Source organism: Shewanella sp. GJ50-10, assembly GCF_055808815.1.
The window spans coordinates 1233834-1254611 of the sequence record NZ_JBVVSS010000001.1 but is presented as its reverse complement, the minus strand read 5'-3'; the positions used below and the strand labels follow the sequence as shown (position 1 = coordinate 1254611).

The 20778-nt window shown below is 40.6% G+C and carries 14 protein-coding genes, 4 tRNA genes and 1 pseudogene; 11 read left to right on the top strand and 8 right to left on the bottom strand.

The features are described from left to right. Positions 1–18 precede the first annotated feature (18 nt). Entirely contained in the window at positions 19–735 is a 717-nt protein-coding gene (gene trmB / locus AC0L4E_RS05265; protein WP_473678295.1) for a tRNA (guanosine(46)-N7)-methyltransferase TrmB, read from the bottom strand. A 326-nt stretch (positions 736–1061) separates the two neighbouring features. Here trmB and mutY point away from each other — a divergent pair, with 326 nt between their 5' ends. From mutY to AC0L4E_RS05235, 6 genes are all read left to right on the top strand, one after another. Beyond that, on the top strand, positions 1062–2174 hold the full coding sequence (mutY, locus tag AC0L4E_RS05260; RefSeq protein ID WP_473678294.1) for an A/G-specific adenine glycosylase: 1113 nt from the start codon (positions 1062–1064) through the stop codon (positions 2172–2174). A 20-nt stretch (positions 2175–2194) separates the two neighbouring features. Further along, positions 2195–2473, top strand: a complete 279-nt coding sequence (locus tag AC0L4E_RS05255) for an oxidative damage protection protein (RefSeq protein ID WP_473678293.1) — start codon at positions 2195–2197, stop codon at positions 2471–2473. A 335-nt stretch (positions 2474–2808) separates the two neighbouring features. Beyond that, positions 2809–4611 carry an aryl-sulfate sulfotransferase gene (locus AC0L4E_RS05250; RefSeq protein ID WP_473678292.1) on the top strand — a complete coding sequence of 601 codons (1803 nt, stop codon included), beginning with the start codon at positions 2809–2811 and terminating at the stop codon, positions 4609–4611. Positions 4612–4994: 383 nt separating this feature from the next. Further along, positions 4995–6395, top strand: coding sequence for an MFS transporter (locus AC0L4E_RS05245; RefSeq protein WP_473678291.1), 1401 nt, complete (start codon positions 4995–4997; stop codon positions 6393–6395). Positions 6396–6458: 63 nt separating this feature from the next. Continuing rightward, positions 6459–8837 carry a GH36-type glycosyl hydrolase domain-containing protein gene (locus AC0L4E_RS05240; RefSeq protein ID WP_473678290.1) on the top strand — a complete coding sequence of 793 codons (2379 nt, stop codon included), beginning with the start codon at positions 6459–6461 and terminating at the stop codon, positions 8835–8837. A gap of 246 nt (positions 8838–9083) precedes the next feature. After that, positions 9084–9926: a sugar-binding protein gene (locus tag AC0L4E_RS05235; RefSeq protein ID WP_473678289.1), complete on the top strand. Its 843-nt coding sequence runs from the start codon at positions 9084–9086 to the stop codon at positions 9924–9926. A 126-nt stretch (positions 9927–10052) separates the two neighbouring features. Here AC0L4E_RS05235 and AC0L4E_RS05230 read toward each other — a convergent pair whose 3' ends face one another. Together AC0L4E_RS05230 and AC0L4E_RS05225 are read right to left on the bottom strand one after the other, a co-directional pair. Then, complete coding sequence (locus tag AC0L4E_RS05230) at positions 10053–10628, bottom strand: YceI family protein (protein WP_473678288.1); 576 nt, start codon at positions 10626–10628, stop codon at positions 10053–10055. 111 nt (positions 10629–10739) lie between these two features. After that, complete coding sequence (locus AC0L4E_RS05225) at positions 10740–11291, bottom strand: cytochrome b (RefSeq protein WP_473678287.1); 552 nt, start codon at positions 11289–11291, stop codon at positions 10740–10742. A gap of 569 nt (positions 11292–11860) precedes the next feature. Between AC0L4E_RS05225 and AC0L4E_RS05220 the strand changes: the two genes are divergently transcribed. The 5 genes from AC0L4E_RS05220 (at position 11861) to AC0L4E_RS05200 (ending at position 14312) form a co-directional block, all read left to right on the top strand. Further along, a tRNA-Phe gene (locus AC0L4E_RS05220) sits at positions 11861–11936 on the top strand. 6 nt (positions 11937–11942) lie between these two features. Further along, a tRNA-Thr gene (locus AC0L4E_RS05215) sits at positions 11943–12018 on the top strand. A gap of 272 nt (positions 12019–12290) precedes the next feature. Further along, positions 12291–12366, top strand: a tRNA-Phe gene (locus AC0L4E_RS05210). Between the two features lie 6 nt (positions 12367–12372). Continuing rightward, positions 12373–12448 (top strand) — tRNA-Thr (locus tag AC0L4E_RS05205). 322 nt (positions 12449–12770) lie between these two features. Next, positions 12771–14312, top strand: coding sequence for an arylsulfatase (locus AC0L4E_RS05200; protein WP_473678286.1), 1542 nt, complete (start codon positions 12771–12773; stop codon positions 14310–14312). Positions 14313–14411: 99 nt separating this feature from the next. On the opposite strand, the gene nagP is transcribed toward AC0L4E_RS05200, so the two are convergent. From nagP to nagK, 5 genes and pseudogenes are all read right to left on the bottom strand, one after another. Continuing rightward, a complete protein-coding gene (nagP, locus tag AC0L4E_RS05195; RefSeq protein ID WP_473678285.1) occupies positions 14412–15716 on the bottom strand; it encodes an N-acetylglucosamine MFS transporter NagP in 1305 nt (434 codons plus the stop codon). A 262-nt stretch (positions 15717–15978) separates the two neighbouring features. Beyond that, positions 15979–17090, bottom strand: a pseudogene (gene nagX / locus AC0L4E_RS05190) (transmembrane glucosamine N-acetyltransferase NagX). Between the two features lie 94 nt (positions 17091–17184). Next, entirely contained in the window at positions 17185–18378 is a 1194-nt protein-coding gene (gene nagA, locus AC0L4E_RS05185; RefSeq protein WP_473678284.1) for an N-acetylglucosamine-6-phosphate deacetylase, read from the bottom strand. An 82-nt stretch (positions 18379–18460) separates the two neighbouring features. Then, entirely contained in the window at positions 18461–19459 is a 999-nt protein-coding gene (gene nagB-II, locus AC0L4E_RS05180) for a glucosamine-6-phosphate deaminase NagB-II (protein ID WP_473678283.1), read from the bottom strand. Positions 19460–19675: 216 nt separating this feature from the next. Then, the gene (nagK, locus tag AC0L4E_RS05175) at positions 19676–20581 is read right to left on the bottom strand and encodes an N-acetylglucosamine kinase (protein ID WP_473678282.1); all 906 of its coding nucleotides are present in this window, start codon (positions 20579–20581) and stop codon (positions 19676–19678) included. Positions 20582–20778 lie beyond the last annotated feature (197 nt).

Below are 20778 nucleotides of genomic sequence, written 5' to 3'. Positions count from 1 at the left end.
AATCAACAGTAAACTATCTTAGCTTACTCTTTCAAACATTAAATCCCAAACGCCATGGCCTAAACGATGACCACGAGCTTCAAATTTGGTTAATGGACGATGATCAGGGCGTTCAACCACAGTGTTAGTTTCAGATTGGTTTTTATACCCTTCTGCACCAGACATCACTTCAAGCATATGCTCACTGTAGTTCTCCCAGTCTGTTGCCATATGGAAAACACCACCAATTTTAAGCTTACGGCGAATAAGTTCAGCAAATTCAGCTTGGACAATACGACGTTTATGATGACGCTTTTTATGCCATGGATCAGGGAAGAACAATTGCACGCGACTGAGTGAACCGTCCGCTATACTGTTTTCAAGTACTTCCATAGCATCGTGATGATAAACACGTAGGTTAGTCACTTCCGCTTTACCTGCATCAACAAGACAAGCACCAACACCCGGCTTATGAACTTCAATACCGATATAATTTAGTTCAGGGGCAGCTTGCGCCATTTCAACTAAAGAAGCGCCCATACCAAAGCCGATTTCTAATACGGTGTCAGCTTCACGGTTAAATACTTCAGTAAGATTAATCGCCTCAGGAGTGTAATCTAACCCCATTGTTGGCCAGTAAGATTCAATTGCTTGAGCTTGGCCTTTTGTTAGGCGCCCTTCTCTCAATACAAAGCTTCTAATCTTACGAATATATTTGCCATCTTCGTTAAATTCAGCGGTAGTCACGTCGCTCATGTTTGCCTCATCAATTGGGTGCTTATAAAAGTGACCCAATGTTTCACTTCAAATTCATAAAATAGTCGGTAAGTATATCGCAAATTCAGCCTGACTAAAGTAGTTAACGTGCTTTCAAGCAAAGATTGTTATGCCTTAAGGCTATTTTTTACTGAAGTTTGACTACATTAATCAAAATAGCAGCATTTAATAGCCTATTTTAAGCATCAAATGATTTGCATGAACCCAATATCAACTGGCTCTAACTGAGTCCTCACTCAATTATCAGCTTTATCGAAAACCGCTTCTAGCTTGTTAATCCACACCTTGGCATATACACTGCCCCGATGAAAAAAGTTAACTCCTTTTCCGAGCGTAATTTTTCTGACCGAATTGTCGCTTGGTACGATGTTCATGGCCGTAAAACATTACCTTGGCAAATGAATAAAACCCCATACAGAGTATGGATTTCTGAGATCATGCTACAGCAAACTCAAGTAGCAACAGTCATCCCTTACTATGAAAAGTTCATGGTAAGTTTTCCTTCTATTGAAGACTTAGCCAATGCCTCTGAAGATGATGTTCTGCACCATTGGACTGGCCTAGGTTATTACGCCCGTGCCAGAAACCTACATAAAGCTGCCAAAGCAGTATGTGAACAACATGCTGGTAAGTTTCCTGAATCTTTAGATGAAGTGATTGCACTACCAGGCATTGGGCGTTCAACTGCTGGTGCAATATTGTCACTCGCCCTTGGGCAGCATCATTCCATATTAGATGGCAACGTCAAACGAGTCCTTGCAAGACATGGGGCTATTGAAGGCTGGCCGGGGCAAAAAGCGGTTGAGCAAAAGTTATGGACCTTAACTGACTCTCTGACGCCAAAAGCTGATGTGCGTAAGTTTAATCAAGCCATGATGGATATCGGTTCTGCCGTTTGTACTCGCAGCAAACCTCGTTGCGATGAATGCCCCGTTGCTATTGACTGTAAAGCGCAGCTTGCAGGCAAACAAACCGAATATCCTGGTAAAAAACCTAAAAAGGCAATTCCAACCAAGTCTGCTTGGATGTTAGTCGTTAAACAAGATGGTCAAGTTGTATTAAATAAACGACCACCAGCTGGCATTTGGGGCGGGCTATGGTGTTTCCCTCAGTTTGAAACTGAAGCTGATTTGCATGCCCATGTTTCATCTGAGTTTACCCATAAGAAAATAGCTCATACAGAAACTGAATGGCTTGCAGGCTTTAGGCATACCTTTAGTCACTTCCACTTAGATATTCAGCCAATCTTAATTGATATTGAATTAACACAAGATTTAGCAGAATTTGAAACCAGTGTAATGGAACAAAACCAGACTCTCTGGTATAACATACATCATCCAGCTAAAGTCGGATTAGCCGCAGCAACCGAGCGGATTTTATCTCACTTAGTCGCACTTTCAGCAGCAGATCCTCAATAGGATCCCGTTAAGGAAACATCATGGCTCGTAATGTTAATTGCGCATATTTAAAAAAAGAAGCACCAGGTTTAGATTTTCAACTTTATCCAGGTGAAGTTGGCAAACGAATTTTCGATACTATTAGTAAAGAAGCTTGGGGACTTTGGCAGAAAAAACAAACCATGCTAATTAATGAAAATAAGCTCAATATGATGAATGTTGATGACCGAAAATTTCTTGAAGAGCAGATGGTTAACTTTTTATTTGAAGGTAAAGACGTAGAGATTGAAGGTTACGTCCCACCAGCAGAAGACGAATAAAACTAAACCAAAGCATGAGTTAACTATAAATCTGACTCAGCTTATCTTGAATAGCTCGTATCATCGTTTTTTTGCCTAGCTAAATTTAGTGCAGATTATTGATGACGGGCTATTTTTGTATCTAACAAAGATACATCTGATAACTGACCCCGCCTAAAGATAACCTTTGATTATTTTCATTTAACATTCAAAAAGTTCCCGATTTTAGACAGAAATTTCATATTCGTGACTCTTCTTTAAATTCAGAAATATAGTCAGTGCTTTGTTAGCTAAGCAACAATATTAAAAAATGATAACGATTATACTCCTCGCAATTGTTTCAACAGAGAATACCCATGATTAAGCCGCTCATTTACACCATATTTGCAGTAAGCCTTAGTGTCTCAACCCCTATGGTTAGTGCAGATCCACTTGGAATGAAACCCTTTCCGGTTCCTGATGCACCTTTAGGATACCTAATTCATAACCCTTATGAGAACGCGCCGCTAACAGCATTAGTCACTTTAGATGGCCACTCGATTTCAAATGTTGAAGTGACGGTTCATGCCAAAGACGACACTGGTGTAAGCATTCACTATCAAGTTGATGATATGCGCGTAATGAGTGAAGGTGGCGTGCCGATTTTTGGCCTATACCCTGCCCTAATGAATCACTTCACAGTAAACTGGACTGAAAATGGCAGGCAACATAGTCATGATTACCAAATGCTGACACCTGATATCGACATGGGCTTTTCAGAAAGCCAATGGGCTAAAGCGCCCCTTGTTGAGGTTGAGCATGTCGACGCCGACTTTAAAGACCGTTTATATTTTGTAAACTGGACTAATCCAGACGGTAAAACAGGCCAACTTGCCCATAATAACCCTGATGCACCAGGGGCATTTGCTTGGGATGGTAAGCCTGGATTTTTTATCATAGATACTGCTGGTGATATCCGCTGGTATTTAAACCCTTACACAACCCACAATTCAAAATCTTTTGACACTGCGGGTTACGCCATGGGAATGAACGTCACCGAGGATGGCAACATGGTTTGGGTACAAGGCCAAGGCTGGAAAAAGATGTCTCTGATGGGCAGAATGATTTCCGAACATAGCCTGCCTGGTAACTTTATTGATGCATCACATGAAGGTATTGAAGGCGCAAACGGCAATATCTTCATTCGCGCTGCAGCTAAAGATTATCGCCGCCCAGATGGTAAGTTAGTTAACACCATTCGCGACCAAATTATCGAAGTGGATACTACAGGTAAACTAGTCGATTACTGGGACTTAAACAGCATTTTAGATCCTATGCGCGATGATGCTTTATTATCACTGGATGCTGGCGCTGTTTGCCTTAATATCAATGCATCACAAGCTGGACACCAAACAACCTTAGAAGATTTACAAAATGCCCCTTATGGCGATATTCACGGTGTCGAAACTGGCCGTAATTGGATCCATGTAAACTCTATTGATTACGATGCCACTGATGACAGTATTATCATCAGTTCACGTCACCAATCCGCCGTAATTAAAATTGGTCGTGACAAGCAAGTAAAATGGATATTAAGCCCATCACAAGGCTGGTCTGAAAAGTTTGCCGATAAACTACTAACACCAGTAGATAATAAAGGTAACAATCTAAATTGTAATGAGAAAGGCCTTTGTCGCGGCACTGATTTTGACTTTTCTTACACCTCACATACTGCTTACACCGTTCCTGAAAAAGGCACTTTAACCGTATTTGATAATGGCGATGGACGTCACCTTGGTCAGCCAATGTTTGCTAACGAAAAGTATTCTCGCTCAGTAGAATATAAAATTGATGAACAAAACCTAACGGTGCAACAAGTGTGGGAATACGGTAAAGATGAGCTGGGTTACGAGGGCTATTCTCCTGTCACCTCTATTGTTAAATATCAACAAGACAAAGACAGTATGATGAGCTACTTCGCATCTGCTGGCTTATTTGGCCTTGGTGGCGGTTACGGTAACCTTAAAATGGATGACACCACAGGCAAGGTGCAATCAATACTAGTTGAACATCGTTATGGCGAAACCAAACCTGCTGTACGAATTAATATTAATAGCCACGATATGTTTGCTACTGGCTATCGCGCTCAGGTAATCCGCGTGCAAGAAATGCTCAAGTAAATGCTTTAGTTAAACACGACCAAAACTTTACCAAAACGCCCTACAAAGCAATTTGTGGGGCTTTTTATTAAGTAGAATTAAGTTTCTTTTCTACTTTCAACTCTCTTATTCAGCCTCTTGCAGCAATGAGTTAATCAGCCAATTACTCATCGTTAAAACTAACAAATATGAATAAATAGACTCACTTTAAAAACTACACAAATCTGCTTTAAATTGAATCTTGATTAAATTAACACTGGTCAAAAAATGATTAATCATTTACATTCTAACAACAATGTAAGCGCTTACACTAATTGTTAAATATAAATATCATTAAAAATCAGTTAGCTGGAAAGTCGCCATAAATACCCAATTGGATGGAATCAACCAAGGTAATAATAACAATGGCCCAAGAACCTAAAATGTCACCTGCAACACCTCTATCTGAAAAGTTATCGCTAAAAGAAAAAGTGGGATATGCCCTTGGGGATGTGGCATCTAACTTTTATTGGCGAGTGTTCGACGTGTTCCTGTTCATATTTTATACCGATGTATTTGGCATTTCCGCTGCTGCTGTCGGTACCATGATGTTAGTGACTCGAATTATTGATGCCGTATCTGATCCATTAATGGGCGCATTAGCAGATAGAACCGCAACACGTTTTGGTAAATTCAGGCCTTATCTTTTACTGGGTATCATACCGATTGCCGCAGCGGGAGTGCTGACCTTTACCGTTCCAGATTTAGGTGATGATGGAAAATTAATCTGGGCTTACGGCACTTACATTTTCATGATGTTAGCTTATACATTCATTAACGTACCTTACGGTGCATTACTAGGCGTTGTCACAGCTGATAGCCAAGAGCGTACGACTTTAACGAGTTTCCGTTTTATCGGGGCTTTTTCTGGCGGCACCTTAGTTGCTTACATGACACCAGAGTTGGTAAACATGCTTGGCAACGGCAATGAAGCCTTAGGTTGGCAACTAACAATGGCATGCTATGGTTTAATTTCAGCAGTATTGTTTACCCTCACCTTTCTAGCCACCAAAGAACGTATCGCACCGCCGAAAAATCAGCAAACCAGCATCAAGCAAGACATTATGGATTTAACAAAAAATAAGCCTTGGCTTATCTTGTTTTCGCTGGCGTTAATCATCATGTTTACCATCACCCTAAGAGCCAGCACAGGGACTTTTTATTTCAAATACTATGTTGGTCGAGAAGACCTAATTGGCACGTTCACTGCGGTATATATGATTTCGCTGGCAATAGGCGCCGCCTCAACGCCATTACTTAGCCGCTACTTTGATAAACGCAGTTTATTGATAGGCTTAATGAGCTTAGTGGCATTATTCTCGGCAGGCTTTTACTTAATCCCACCTAATAATTTAACCATGATGTTTATCATGCAAGCATTGATTGGTTTTTGCTTAGGCCCCAAATCGCCATTGGTATTTTCAATGTACGCTGATACCGCGGATTACTCCCAATATAAAAATGGTCGCCGAGCTACCGCAATGATCTTCTCTGCAGCAGCATTCTCACAAAAACTAGGCGGCGCATTTGCTGGCGCCATGATTGGTTGGCTACTGTCATCTATGGGTTATGTGGCAAACCAGCAACAGTCTCCCGATTCATTGATGGGGATTTTATTGCTGAACACTCTCATCCCTGCCGCATTCGCGCTATTAGCAGTATGGGTTGTTAAACACTACAGCCTAGATGAGCAAAAAATGAAGCATATCAATCAAAGTTTATATCCAACGACTGCGATAGAACCGGTAACTAATAGCCAAAAGTAACATTCAAAAAACCTATTTCACAATTAAATAGCTCAACTCAGACACAGGTTCAGGAATAAAATAGTGATCACTTACCATCAGCAAAATGGCGCTGTAAGCCTAAATAGTCCAACTAGCATGCCTAATGCGTGTGGTTTTTTATGGAATAAAAACATGATGATTCAGATGAATTGTCGTGGATATGCTGTTGCACAATTTATGCAGCCTGAACCTGCAAAATATGCTCACGGACCAGCCCTTGAAGCTAAGACTTTTATGCAGCCAGAACATGCTTACTTTAGTCATCATCCTGGGCGCTTCTTTTACATTAAAGACAATCAAACTGGCGAGTTATTCTCACTACCCTACGCCCCTGTAAAGCAAATGCCGACAAGCTTTGAGTTCATCGTTGATAAACATAAAATTAGCTGGCAAGTCACTCACTTAGATTTAGTATGTGAGCTATCACTATCATTAAGCACCACGGATACCGCAGAGCTTTGGCAACTTAAGATAAATAACCAAGGCAGCAAAAGCCGTGACTTAAGTGTTTATAGTTATTTTCCTGTCGGTTATATGTCGTGGATGAATCAATCAGCTCGTTTTGATGAAAACTTAAATGCCATTTTATGTGAGTCGGTAACACCTTATCAAAAAGTTGAGCAATATTTTGTTCAGCAAGACTTCAAAGACACCACGGTATTTCTCAGCGATTTAACCCCGACAAGTTTTGAAACCAGACAAGCGGTATTTGAAGGTGAAGGTGGACTGAATAACCCTGATGCCATTAAAAGTTCGCAGCTTGATTCTAAACCTGCACATTACCAAACACCTGCGGCGATTATGCAGTTTGCAATTGCCTTAACAGCTAATGAGTCAATTGAAGCCAACTTTGTTTTTGCACCGGTAAAAGATGCCGATGAAGCTGCAGTCCTAAAACAAAAGTACTTAGCTTCACCTCAAGCCTTACGCGATGCAAAACAGGATTATCAACATTATATAGCTCAAGCTGACAACCAGCTAAAAATCAAAACAGATACTCAAGCGTTTGATAACTTCGTAAATCACTGGCTCCCCAGACAGGTGTTTTACCATGGTGATGTCAATCGCTTAAGTACCGACCCACAAACCCGTAATTACCTGCAAGATGCTATGGGAATGATGTATATCGCCCCTGAAAAAACCAAAGCAGCCTTCATTAAAGCGCTATCGCAACAACATAAAAGTGGCGAAATGCCTGATGGCATATTACTCAATCCTGACTCAGAGCTTAAATACATTAATCAAATTCCCCATACCGATCATTGTGTATGGTTAGTTATCTGTATTGATGCTTACTTAAGTGAAACTGCTGACTTTGACTTTTTAAAACAACAAGTAGCCTTTATTGATGATGAAACTGGCCTCAGTGTTTTTGAACATATTAATTTAGCATTAGTTTTTTTATGGTCTCAACGAGATAACCGCGGGCTTAATTACATCAATCAAGGCGATTGGTGCGATCCGATGAACATGGTCGGTTATCAAGATAAAGGAGTATCAAGCTGGCTAAGTTTAGCCAGTGCCTATGCCATGAACTTATGGGCAAAAATCTGCTTACTCAATGGCCATAACAGCGATGCAGATAAACAAACAAGCCAAGCTCAAACGCTCAATAAAGATGTCAATCAGCACTGCTGGGACGGTCAATGGTTTGCAAGAGGGATTACTGATGCAGGCAAGTGTTTTGGCATCAGTGAGAATGAAGAAGGTCGAATTTACTTAAATCCTCAAAGCTTCTCAATGTTATCTGGCGCCATAACCGAGCAACAGTGGCAATTAATGAAGCCGCAAATAAAGCAACAATTGCAAACCCCATTTGGAATGATGATGCTTGCGCCAAGTTATACCCATATGCATGAAGAAGTCGGTAGATTAACGCAAAAGTTTCCTGGTACGGGAGAAAATGGCTCAGTCTATAATCATGCTGGCGCATTCTACATATATGCATTGTTCGAGCGTGGTGAAACAGAAGCCGCATTTGAATTATTAAACACCATGATTTGTGCTGATTCTGAAACAGATGCACTTACCCGCGGACAACTGCCAGTATTTATCCCCAATTATTATCGTGGCGCTTATTTTCAATACCCAGAGGAAGCAGGTAAATCAAGCCAGCTGTTCAATACCGGCACAGTAGCTTGGATATATCGTATTATCATTGAGCAATTAGTTGGCCTTAAAGGCGTTAACAACGGGCTATTTATAAAGCCGCAGTTGCCTCAGTCATTAAACAGTATCGAAGTTACTCGTCAATTTCGCAAAGCGACCATTGAAATGACCATAAAGCGAACTGACTCAGTTTCAAGTCAGCAGGTATTAATTGATGGTATTTCATTAAAAACGAATCAACGAGATGAGTTTGTATTAGAGGTTGAAGCTAATAAGGTTTATCAAGCACAGGTGTTATTACCTGCAAGCTAAGTCCTTATTTATTCAACGCAGTACTCTTATTAAAAGTAACGCTGGCAACACACGTTATTTAAGCGACGTGAAAATAATTGGCTATAGACTCGTAGCTTATACTGCTACTTTAAACAAACTTGCTTAATAGCGAGATAACAAATTTCATAAGCTACCTATTGCTGCATTTACAACAATAGTTATAGCGTGAGTTATAGCTCTTGTGGTAGCTAATAGATAGTAAGTAAAACCCATAATGGAGTAAAAATGGCTAAGGAATGGTTCAAAGATAAATCGCGTGCCTTATTGATAAAGACATTTATGACAGTACTTATCATGCCAGCAATGTTTAGTGATCTAGCTATAGCTGCTGAAGCTGCAAAACATGTTGAGCATCAACATGAAACAATTGAAGTCAGCTACGCGACTAAAGACATAATTATTGATGGTAAACCTGATGAAGCTGACTGGCAGCAGGCAAAATGGCACCCGATAGATCACATGATTTTAGGGCCAGAAATTTCAGCTGATGACTTTAGTGGTCGTTACAAGTTGCTATGGAGTGAAGAGCAACTCTATTTACTCACTGAAATCGTAGATGATGTTTTATATGACCAAACTGCAGACTCTACAGTGCTATATTGGGACGATGATACGGTTGAAGTTTTTTTAGATGAAGATGCCTCAGGCGGCGAACATCAATTTAATCATAATGCTTTCGCATATCACGTCGCGTTAGATAGACAAGTCGCTGACTTCTCCACTCTAAAACAAGCCATGACCTTTAATGAACATATAGAAACGGTTTGGACTCGTGATGCTACTGATCCTAAAAAGATATACTGGGAGATGGCGATTCACATCTTTCCCGACAACTATGATGATAGTTTAACTGCCTTCCCTCTTAAGCATGAGCAAGTTAACCAAGTGTCACCTGTTACGCTATTTGCAGGTAAAATAATGGGGTTCATGCTGGCTTATTGTGACAATGATCGTTCAAAACAAAGAGAGAATTTTATCGGTTCTCACCCTATAAAAGCGGTTGATGGTGATATGAATCGAGGTTACAAAACTGCTGACATATTTGGTAAAATCAAACTGATTAAATAGCTGTTATCTGGTGTTTTAAATACCTATAACAGACACAAAAATGCCGCTATTACTTTGCTGTTTGAAAAGTTAAGCGGCATTATTTTATAGCCAGATAGCGGTCGGCTTCTGACATCAATCTCAAACTTATTGCTTTATACCTTCAACAATCAGATCTAGAGTCACATTGGCAGAAGCAGGCCCTAAGTCCATTTTTATGCCGAAATCTTTCATAGCAAATTCAGTAGTTCCTGCAAAACCAGCACGGTACCCACCCCATGGATCTTTACCTTCTCCAATAAACTCAGCGTCAATTGCTACTGGCTTAGTCACACCGTTTAACGTTAAATTGCCATTCAATACAAATTGGCCATTACCTTTATCTTCAACGCCCGTTGAGGCGAATTTTGCCTCTGGGAATTTACCCGTGTTTAAGAAGTCACTACCACGTAGATGCTTATCACGCTCGGCGTGGTTAGAGTCAACACTCGTGGTATTAATAGTGACATTTACTTTTGCATCGGTAACTTTGTCAGCGTCATAGCTGAAGTTACCACCAAAATCATTAAATCGACCAGCGACAAAGCTATAACCTAAATGGTTAACTTTAAACTGAATTGAAGCGTGAGCACCCTGAGTATCAATAACATAGTCGGCAGCATTGGCGCTTAACGGCATTAACAGTGCAGAACCGATTAAGGTAGCGATAAGTTGCTTTTTCATTTGGTATTTCCTTATTAAATTCACTTTGTCAGTAAGTTTTGTTAATGGGTAAATCTTAAATAAAACGTAAATTCTAGATTGTAAATTCTTAGCCACATAAAGCGTTAATATCTATTTTCGCACTGGCTTTATCATTTTGACTAAGGTGTTATCTTTATCGATAAATTGATGCTTAACTGCCCCAGCCCCATGGATTATCACCAACCCAATTAGACTGTAAGCTAGATATTCATGAACAAGCCCCGCAATATCTTCTTGATTAGTTATAAAGCTCCCTAATGAAGGCACTTCAAACCAATCAAAAACCATAATCCCGCGACCATCAGCTGTTGAAATAAGAAAACCACTAGCCATGATGGTTAGCATTAACAGGTGTATCCCTCGATGAGCCCATTTTGCACTTTGCTGCTCCCATGGTTTATGAGCAGAATCCGCTTGAGGTTTAACTGAAATGAAACGCCAAACTAACCTCAACAAAGTCAAACCAAACAGTAAAATACCTACACTCTTATGGATATCTGGCGCTGTTTTGTACCAACTACTGTAGTAAGTCAAATCAACCATCCACAACCCTAGGCCAAATAAACCAATTACCGTTAATGCACTAATCCAATGAATCAGGATACTTATCAACCCATATCCCATTTTCGAGTTTGCTAACATCAAGCTTGTCCCTTTGATTAATATGGAATTGATTTTATAGATCAGATAATAAAATAAAATCGCAAAATTAAGTCGATATCTTTCGATTTATTAGAAAGATTAAGTTTATGTCTCATCTTGAGGCTAACGTTAACCCTAGCGCTAAATGTGGTTCTAACAGTGATTTATTTATAATAAAAAAGGCTTTACTGTAATTATTTATGCAGAGCAGAACATCAGTAATAGCTGTAACTATTCATCCTGATACTTTTAACTAGTAACATCACTACCTATTGCTCGCCCTAATATGGCCAGATAAGCGTCGCCAATAAACATCTCCTGCAAGCTTAAAATGTGTAATAGTGGCTCCCAATCGCAGCATAAAGGCGTTTAACCTAGTTTATAACGTTAAAAAACACCCATTTTGGATACTAACTAGCCGAACAACTAAAAAGATCTAAAAAAGCACTTGCGCGATTAAAACCATCCCTATAATATGTGCGCACTCCAAACGACACAGGCTCTAACAACTTAGCAATAAGTAACGTTAGCATCTAGTTTGAAGTAGCAAACTAACGCTTAGTTTAGTTGCCCGAATAGCTCAGTCGGTAGAGCAGAGGATTGAAAATCCTCGTGTCCCTGGTTCGATTCCGGGTTCGGGCACCATATTTAGCCGGCATAGCTCAGTTGGTAGAGCAACTGACTTGTAATCAGTAGGTCCCGAGTTCGACTCTTGGTGCCGGCACCATATACAGAACAGCCACTCAATAGAGTGGCTTTTTTGTGTCTAATTTTCAGTTATAGAGTAATAAATACTGCGAATAAGCTTACGACAACCTTGTAATTGCTCACTAATGCAACATGCAGTTATCCATTCGCAATAAAAGCTAAAAAAGCACTTGCAGGATCAAAACCATCTCTATACTATGTGCGCACTCCAAACGACACAGGCACTAACAACTTAGTAATAAGTAACGTTAGCATCTAGTTTGAAGTAGCAAACTAACGCTTAGTTTAGTTGCCCGAATAGCTCAGTCGGTAGAGCAGAGGATTGAAAATCCTCGTGTCCCTGGTTCGATTCCGGGTTCGGGCACCATATTTAGCCGGCATAGCTCAGTTGGTAGAGCAACTGACTTGTAATCAGTAGGTCCCGAGTTCGACTCTTGGTGCCGGCACCATATACAGAACAGCCACTCAATAGAGTGGCTTTTTTGTGTCTAAAATTCACTAAAGACTTCCTTTAGTTGCCAAATAATAACCGCAACTCCTCACCACTGAATTAGAAACTTTGATCCTTACCTGTCATATCACTGTATTAGTTATTGATTAAGTTGGTTTAGTTTTAAGCAATCACTGAGTCAGTGTCTATACTGAAAACGACGTTACTAATGTAAACGATCCTTTAGGCTACTTGTTAAATCACTAATTTAGCTGTTACGTTAGTAATAGGTGTATTTTTATCCACCACATTTGAATCTTCAGTCATATAGGGAAATAAACATGGTTAGAATGAAGAAGTTCCTAGGCGTAACTGCTGCAGTTACCTTAGGTTTACTATCTGCCAGCGCAGCTGCTGCGAGTAAACCTAACATTTTAGTTATTTGGGGCGATGACATTGGACAAGCCAATGTCAGTGCATACACATTTGGTTTGATGGGTTATCAAACCCCAAGTATTGATAGTATCGCTAAAGAAGGCATGATGTTCACCGACTACTACGGAGAACAATCATGTACAGCAGGTCGCTCAACCTTCATTACAGGACAAAGTGCATTCAGAACAGGTCTGAGTAAAGTTGGCCTACCAGGAGCTGATATCGGCTTACAGGCTGAGGATGCAACCATTGCAGAAGTATTAAAACCATTAGGATATGCCACTGGTCAGTTCGGTAAAAACCACCTTGGTGATAAAGACGAGTTTTTACCAACAGCACATGGGTTTGATGAGTTTTTAGGTAACCTATATCACCTCAACGCAGAGGAAGAACCAGAAAATATAGATTACCCAAAAGATCCTGAATTCCTGAAAAAATTCGGCCCTCGCGGCGTGATCAAATCATCTGCTGATGGGAAAATTGAAGATACTGGCCCACTCAACAAGAAACGAATGGAAACCATTGACGATGAAACCGTATCTGCGGCTATCGCTTTCATGGAGAAAAGCGTTAAGTCTAAAAAACCATTCTTTGTATGGTGGAACGGCACACGCATGCACTTCCGAACTCATATTAAACCTGAACTACAAGGTTCAAGTGGCTTAAGTAATTACGCTGACGGTATGGTTGAGCATGATAACCATGTAGGCCAATTGCTTAAAAAAGTCGATGATTTAGGCATTAAAGACAATACCATCGTATTTTATTCAACTGATAATGGCCCACACATGAATACATGGCCAGATGCTGGTTTAACGCCATTTAGAAGTGAGAAAAATACCAGCTGGGAAGGTGCATTCCGCGTACCAGCGATGGTGAGATGGCCAGGTAATATTGAACCAGGCAGTGTATCGAATGAAATAATGCATCACATGGATTGGTTGCCAACATTCGCAGCGGCAGCAGGTGATACAAAAATCAAAGATAAACTCCTTAAAGGCTATAGCGCCAACGGTAAAAAATTTAAGAATCATCTTGATGGCTATAACTTCCTTCCTTACCTAACAGGTAAAGAGAAAGTTGGTCCGCGTGAAGAGATATTCTACTTTACTGATGATGGTGATTTAGCGGCACTTCGATATAAAAACTGGAAAGCTGTTTTCTTAGAGCAACGCGTAACAGGTACTCTACAGATTTGGGCAGAACCTTTTGTTGAACTTCGATTACCTAAGATTTTCAATCTTCGTATGGACCCATACGAGACAGCTGATCGCACTTCTAACACTTATTATGATTGGTTAATCGACCGAGCATTCCTGTTAGTTCCAGCTCAGGCATATGTGGCGACATTCTTAGAGACATTTAAGGAATACCCACCAAGACAAAAAGCAGCAAGCTTCAGCTTAAAACAGGTTATGGAAAAGCTAGAGCAACCATCGAATCATTAATGGTATAAATTAGCTTACAAGACAATAAAAAAGCCACTCAACAGAGTGGCTTTTTTATTGGGGGAATAAGATAAAACAGTTAAATTTATTATAACTGAGTTAAGATTTCCAACTTGTCATTTTATGACCTTTAACCGCATAAAATAAAATAAACAAGTAACACGGGATCATCACTAAATAGCCACCTTGCATTCCAAGAGAGGTTGCAGAGCTTGTTAGTCCCCAAAAAACAGGTCCGAATGCACCACCAGCAATACCCATAATTAATAATGCAGAACCTGTGCTGGTTAGCTTACCCATGCCCGATAATGCTAATGGCCATACTGCAGGCCAAACAATCGCATTAGCTAAACCTAAGAAAGCAATCATCAATAAGGTATCTGGTAATTGAGCGCCGCCAAATGGCACTAATATCATGTTGGCAATAGTGAAAGACTCGCTATCACCAAACACAATACCAAGCGATAAGATGACACCTAGCACTGCACTGATTAATAAGGCATTAGGCTGAGATATAAATCGTGGAATACAGATAATCCCCAAGCTATAACCAATCACCATACAAACCATAGTGTATGACGTCATCACACCATAGTTTTCAACACCTAAGGTTAATGCGTATGTGCCAATAGTGTCGCCAGCAATAACTTCAACCGCTACATAAACAAACAGTGCTACCACACCTAAAGCAAGATTTGGTCGCGCCAATGCTTCTTTAATTTGGCCTTTACCTGAGGCTTCTTCAGCTTCTTGCTCTAATTCTGGTAAAGGAGATTTCTTAACAGCAAAAGCTAACACACCAATAAATATTGCCATGCCTAAGTATGGAAGAATTAAGCTGTTGGCCATCTCATCAATCTGGATTTGAGTCAACGTAGTACCAACACGATCTTTAAAGCTATCTAGAATAAGCGCGGTAAATACCATAGGCGCAATAACACCTGCACCTTTATTCAAAATACCCATTACACTCACACGCGCTGCAGCTGATTCTTCTGGGCCTAAACGAACCACATATGGATTCACTGCTGTCTGCAATAAGGTCTGCCCTGTTCCCATCACTAACTGCGCTAACAAAAACAATGGAAAAATTTGGGTCTTAGCAGCAGGTATAAACAGTAAACCCGCGACCATCATGATCCCCATACCCAGTGCCATACCTGATTTATAACCCACTTTGCGGATAACCCACGCAGAAGGCAGCGCTGTAAAAGTCACTGCTATATAAAATGAGAATAGGATAAGTGAAGCTTGAAACGGAGTGAGTTGAAGAATTTGTTTTAGATACGGCATCAAAGAGCCGTTTAGCCAAGTCGCAAAACCTAGAACGAAAAAGAGAATGGCGACAATCGCCATTGGCAGTAAACTGCTTTTTTGCTGGCTGTTGTTCATTGTAGTTTCCATAAACCTGCTTCTTATTGTCATTAATTACTGGCAATAATCTAAGGTTATTGCCCCATATGAGTCTTATTGTTATTGAGGTTTCTAGCACTACTATGATGCCGAATTGTTAATTCATTTCATAGTAATTACGCGATTCATGTTAAAACATAAACACCCCAAAGACAACGCTGTCATTCCTTTAACTGGTACAACCATAACAAGTGAAAAATCAGGCTCCAATAAAAGTCCATCAAGCCAAACACTTAAAATTTTCAGTAAACGATTAAATTCGAATAAATATCTTCCGTTGATGCAGCCACAGCAATGCTAACCATTGCACAGCTAGTAAACTGATGACAGCAAGTAATTGCTGCCAACTCTGGGGGCGGCATTGACTACCCCGCCAAATAAACTTTGTGCAAAGTACTGCCAATTCATCAAGCTAGATGCAAGATATATAATGATGGCATTAGTGCCTATCACCACAAAAATAAACGACCACTTTTGCCATTTAAGTACGTCAACTAAACCATAAAAAACAGCTAGTAAAATAATACTCCAGCCAGAAGTGACAAGAACAAAGCTACTGGTCCATAAATCTTTATTGACAGGAATAACCAAATCCACCAGCCAGCCTAAACCTACAGATAAAGCACCAAATACCAATAGAGAAAGAACTTTAATCCATTCACCAGACAATTTTCTTATAGCGCCCTGTTCTTTGACTATGTATTGCCCTACAAACACGCCTATCAAGCCATTAACCACTGCCGGTATAGTTGATAAAATGCCTTCAGGATCTAATGGGCGATTTTGATAAGAAATGCCAGGAAGCATTAAAGTGTCGATATATGCATTAATGCTTCCAGCCTGAGTAAACTGCCCAGCCTGACCATTGGGAAATGGCATAAATAATTGCAGCAATCCGTAACCCACTAATATAGCGACTGCTGTAATCATTTGAGTTCGTAAACTAGTGTGCCAAACAAGCATTGCACCGATAAACCAAGCAAAACCAATTCTGGCTAATACACTGGCATATCTAACTTGTTCAGGGTCAACAGGAGCCCCTGTGCCCCAACCGTGGTTATAAAGCACGCCTAAAAAGATTAATAGCCCTAAGCGTTTTATCGCATGACGATATAAGGGGGTGCGTTGAGCGAGAGGTAATTTATCAAGCCTTTTAGGCGACAAACCTAAAGCTACACCTGACAAGAATATGAATAGTGGAAAAATAACATCGTAAAAAGTAAAACCATGCCATTGGCTATGGTGCATCTGACCATCAAACCATTGCCAACCACTCCAGCCAGTTAACACTAAAAGTGCTGCAAATAGCCCTTCTCCACCCAAGATCCAAAACATATCAAAGCCGCGGAGCGCATCGAGCGACATCAAACGTTTTTTGGGCGGTTTTACTTTTGTAGCGTTCGCTGATAATTCCGAATTAACGTTATTCGTAGCTGTAGCATCAGTACTCGACATCAACTCAATCCTTTTCAAGCGAATAAGACGAGTCGCTAAAAATAACCTCGCCGCGAATATACGTTTGGCTAACCATATTGTGGTTATTTAGCAAAGCAAAATCGGCTTGTTTACCTACAGCAATCTTGCCTAAGCTCTGTTTATCAAGATATTGAGCTGGATACAGTGATGCCATTCTTAACGCCTCTTCATGGCTTAAACCTAACATACTGACACTGTTATTGACTGCGCCAACCATATCCAGCACACAGCCAGCAAGCTCACCAGATTTAGCATTCAGCCTGTCACCTTGCCTGATAACTTCAGTACCAAACAACTCGAAACTAGCATTATCATCCATACCGACTGGAGGCATAGCATCGGTTACCAGCATGACCTTGCCTTGTGGCTTAGCGTTAATTGCAACTTTTGCTGTTGCACTATGAACATGATGGCCATCGACAATTAAGCCACACCAAGCTTGCTCGCTTTCTAACGCCGCGCCCACCATGCCAGGCTCTCTTGAACCGAAACCTGACATTGCATTAAATAAATGAGTAAAGCCGTCAGCCCCAGCGTCTAGTGCTGCAACAACCGTATCGTAATCGGCATTTGAGTGACCTAAACAAACCTTAACGTCATTAGCGACTAAGGTTTTAATGACCTCAACAGATACATTTTCAGGCGCTAAGGTTACGACTTTAATGCCTAAATCTTTACGAGAAAATATGCTGAGCTCTTCATCTGAAATACTGCGAATAAAAGATTGAGGGTGAACACCTTTTTTGGGCACACTTAAATGTGGGCCTTCAAAGTGTATACCTAATACACCTGCGGTTTTTGATGCGATAGCTTCTGCCACTGCATCTGCCGCCTGAGCCATAACTTCCACTTGATCAGTAATCAAAGTAGGTAAGAAACCTGTGGTTCCGAAGCGTGAGTGTGCTGCGCCTATGGTTTTAATACAATCAAGCGTTGGCTGAGCATTGAATAATGCCCCGCCGCCGCCATTAACTTGCACATCAACAAAGCCTGGCACTAATGTGCCTTGTAAATGAGTCACATTTTCAAGCTGATACTTGTCTACCGATTGAAGATCCAAACCTTTTTCGGCTATAGGATTGATAGCTGAAATCACGCCATTATCGACTGTTATTGCAGCACGAGGCATGAACTGCTCGCCATCAAAATATTTATCTACAATCAGAGTTTGCTTCATAATGTATCTCTTTACGGCTTTATCTTTTTTGTTTGACTATCTTTGTAACTAACTTTGTAACTATCTGATCTTTTATACTCCGTTACAGAGTTTGAGTGACCTTTTTAAGTCCTTCAGGCTGATCTGGGTCAATACCTCTTGCAACCGCAACTGCCGCAACATCAATATAAAAACGTTGTAGTAACGCTAATGGAGCAACACGTGGATGGATCTCTGTTGACGTTTGATTTAGGTGCACTAAATCTGCGCCACGCTGCTTCACATTTTCAATTTGTTCGATGTGACTTTCATAAGATTCATCATTAATACAAGCATCAACAATAGCGAGCTTTTTCTCAACTAATGTTACTGGGCCATGTAAGAACTCTGCGCTGCTGAAAGACTCTGCATGAATAGAGCACACTTCTTTCATTTTTAGGGCAATTTCTTTAGTTACTGCGTAACCTAAACCACGGCCTAGCACTACTAGATTATTAACGCCCTCTAATGATTCTGGTGTTAATTGAGGCGCTGAATCTACAGCAATTTGTAATGCTTTAGGCATAGTATCTACCGCAGCAGCAAGCGATTCACTTTGAGTCCACTGCGCTGTTAATTGAACAATAGCAGATAGGGTTGCTAAATAACTTTTGGTAGCAGCAACGGCTTTTTCTTCACCTGCACGAAGTGGCAATACCACATCGACAATATCTTTAATTGGCGCAGTTTCATCATTCACAAGTGCAACACAAAATGCACCTGCATTTTTAGCCATTCTCGCTTGAGCTAAAATGTCTGGGCTACGACCTGATTGAGAAATAACAATGACCAAACCACCTTCAAGTTGTAATGACTTGCCATATACACTAGCAACTGACGGCGCTGCGGCGAAAGTAGGAATACCCACTTCGATCTCAAACAAATACTTTGCAAAAACACCAGCATGATCTGAAGAACCACGACCAACAATCATCACAAACTTAGGCTTAAAAGCGCGTAGCTTTTCACCCAACTCTTTTGTTAAACCTGCATTGGCAGCAAGTTGTTCAGCAATTTTTTGTGGCGCAGAGCGAGCTTCTAGCTCCATAATTGTATCTGTCATCGGTTTAACCCTATTAAATGTTGTTAGTTAAGATGCAAAATCGCAGCTCACTGATGTTTGGATAAATAGTTGAGTTAGGTATTCTCCAAGTGCTACTCGATGAAACCCTTACTGATTAATTAGTATTTGAACGTTTCTTTTGTAACCAGCCCTGTTCATTTCAATGATTTTTTACTAAACCAATTGTGCTTACTTCAATGATTGCTGAGCGATTTGTTATTGAGCACGCTGCTTGGCAAACTCTTGTTGAGCAAACAGAATGGCACCGATTTCTGGTGGAGACATAGCAAGCTCAACTCGGGCCGCAACATCTTCGTCTAGCCAAGCACATAAAGGTTCAGCTAAACCGCCAATCATCGAAAAACGAGTTGGATTGATTGCAAATAATTTACGGGCCATATCACTAATGTATTGAGCGCCTTGTTTTACAATTGATGTCGCGACTTCATCACCCTGCTCGGCTTGCTGTAAAACAAGTCGCGCTAACTTGGCATAGGTACTAGAAGACTGACCCGCTAGGTTTTCTACAATTCCCATCGCATCTGTCACATTAAAATAATTTAAAATAGGCTGAGTTAAGCCAGTGTCCTGGGCAAAACCATCTAGATTCAATAACACATGCTCTGCTGCTTGCTGACCTAGCCATGCACCGCTGCCTTTATCACCCAACGCAAAACCATGCCCACCAATTAATAATTGGTGCTCACCAACATGGGCATAGCCGCAAGAACCGGTACCAGTGATAATCACGGCACCATCGTTACCTTCATGGGCGCCGATACAAGCGGTATGTAAGTCTGTTGTAAGGTACATTTTTGCGAACGGATGTTGCCATTGATTAACGAGCTCAAATAAACGCGGTACGTTTACTCCTGCAAGTCCTAGCCCTGCAATCAGAGTACTAATATCTTGAGGGCTAAGTTTAGCGTCTGCGATAGCCAGTTCAGTTGAAGCAAGAATAGATTCAAAAGTTTGTTCTAAGCCATGTAATGGGTTGGCGCGTCCAGCGACTCCCGTTCCAAGAGCACCTCTTTGGGGACAAAAAATTGTAGCGCGACATTTGCTGCCACCGCCGTCGATGCCAATAAAAAGCTGTGATTCAGTTTGCAGATTAACGCCCATGACATCCCTCTTATCTCTTCTATTTAAGCCGTGATAATGAACTTTAAAATAACGTTGATATTCGAATAAAACTCACGCTATTGCTGGCCTATTGAATAAGTTAACTTTATGTTACACTAAAAATGACAGCGTTGTCATTTAATTTTTATCTATCTTGATCAAATCACTTTAAAACCATAACTAACGTATTGTTTTAA

What these genes read in the sequence shown, in the direction of transcription:
- trmB (WP_473678295.1), bottom strand. Translation starts at nt 735, where the DNA reads ATGAGCGACGTGACTACCGCTGAATTTAACGAAGATGGCAAATATATT.
- mutY (WP_473678294.1), top strand. Translation starts at nt 1,062, where the DNA reads ATGAAAAAAGTTAACTCCTTTTCCGAGCGTAATTTTTCTGACCGAATT.
- AC0L4E_RS05255 (WP_473678293.1), top strand. Translation starts at nt 2,195, where the DNA reads ATGGCTCGTAATGTTAATTGCGCATATTTAAAAAAAGAAGCACCAGGT.
- AC0L4E_RS05250 (WP_473678292.1), top strand. Translation starts at nt 2,809, where the DNA reads ATGATTAAGCCGCTCATTTACACCATATTTGCAGTAAGCCTTAGTGTC.
- AC0L4E_RS05245 (WP_473678291.1), top strand. Translation starts at nt 4,995, where the DNA reads ATGGCCCAAGAACCTAAAATGTCACCTGCAACACCTCTATCTGAAAAG.
- AC0L4E_RS05235 (WP_473678289.1), top strand. Translation starts at nt 9,084, where the DNA reads ATGGCTAAGGAATGGTTCAAAGATAAATCGCGTGCCTTATTGATAAAG.
- AC0L4E_RS05230 (WP_473678288.1), bottom strand. Translation starts at nt 10,628, where the DNA reads ATGAAAAAGCAACTTATCGCTACCTTAATCGGTTCTGCACTGTTAATG.
- AC0L4E_RS05225 (WP_473678287.1), bottom strand. Translation starts at nt 11,291, where the DNA reads ATGTTAGCAAACTCGAAAATGGGATATGGGTTGATAAGTATCCTGATT.
- AC0L4E_RS05200 (WP_473678286.1), top strand. Translation starts at nt 12,771, where the DNA reads ATGGTTAGAATGAAGAAGTTCCTAGGCGTAACTGCTGCAGTTACCTTA.
- nagP (WP_473678285.1), bottom strand. Translation starts at nt 15,716, where the DNA reads ATGGAAACTACAATGAACAACAGCCAGCAAAAAAGCAGTTTACTGCCA.
- nagA (WP_473678284.1), bottom strand. Translation starts at nt 18,378, where the DNA reads ATGAAGCAAACTCTGATTGTAGATAAATATTTTGATGGCGAGCAGTTC.
- nagB-II (WP_473678283.1), bottom strand. Translation starts at nt 19,459, where the DNA reads ATGACAGATACAATTATGGAGCTAGAAGCTCGCTCTGCGCCACAAAAA.
- nagK (WP_473678282.1), bottom strand. Translation starts at nt 20,581, where the DNA reads ATGGGCGTTAATCTGCAAACTGAATCACAGCTTTTTATTGGCATCGAC.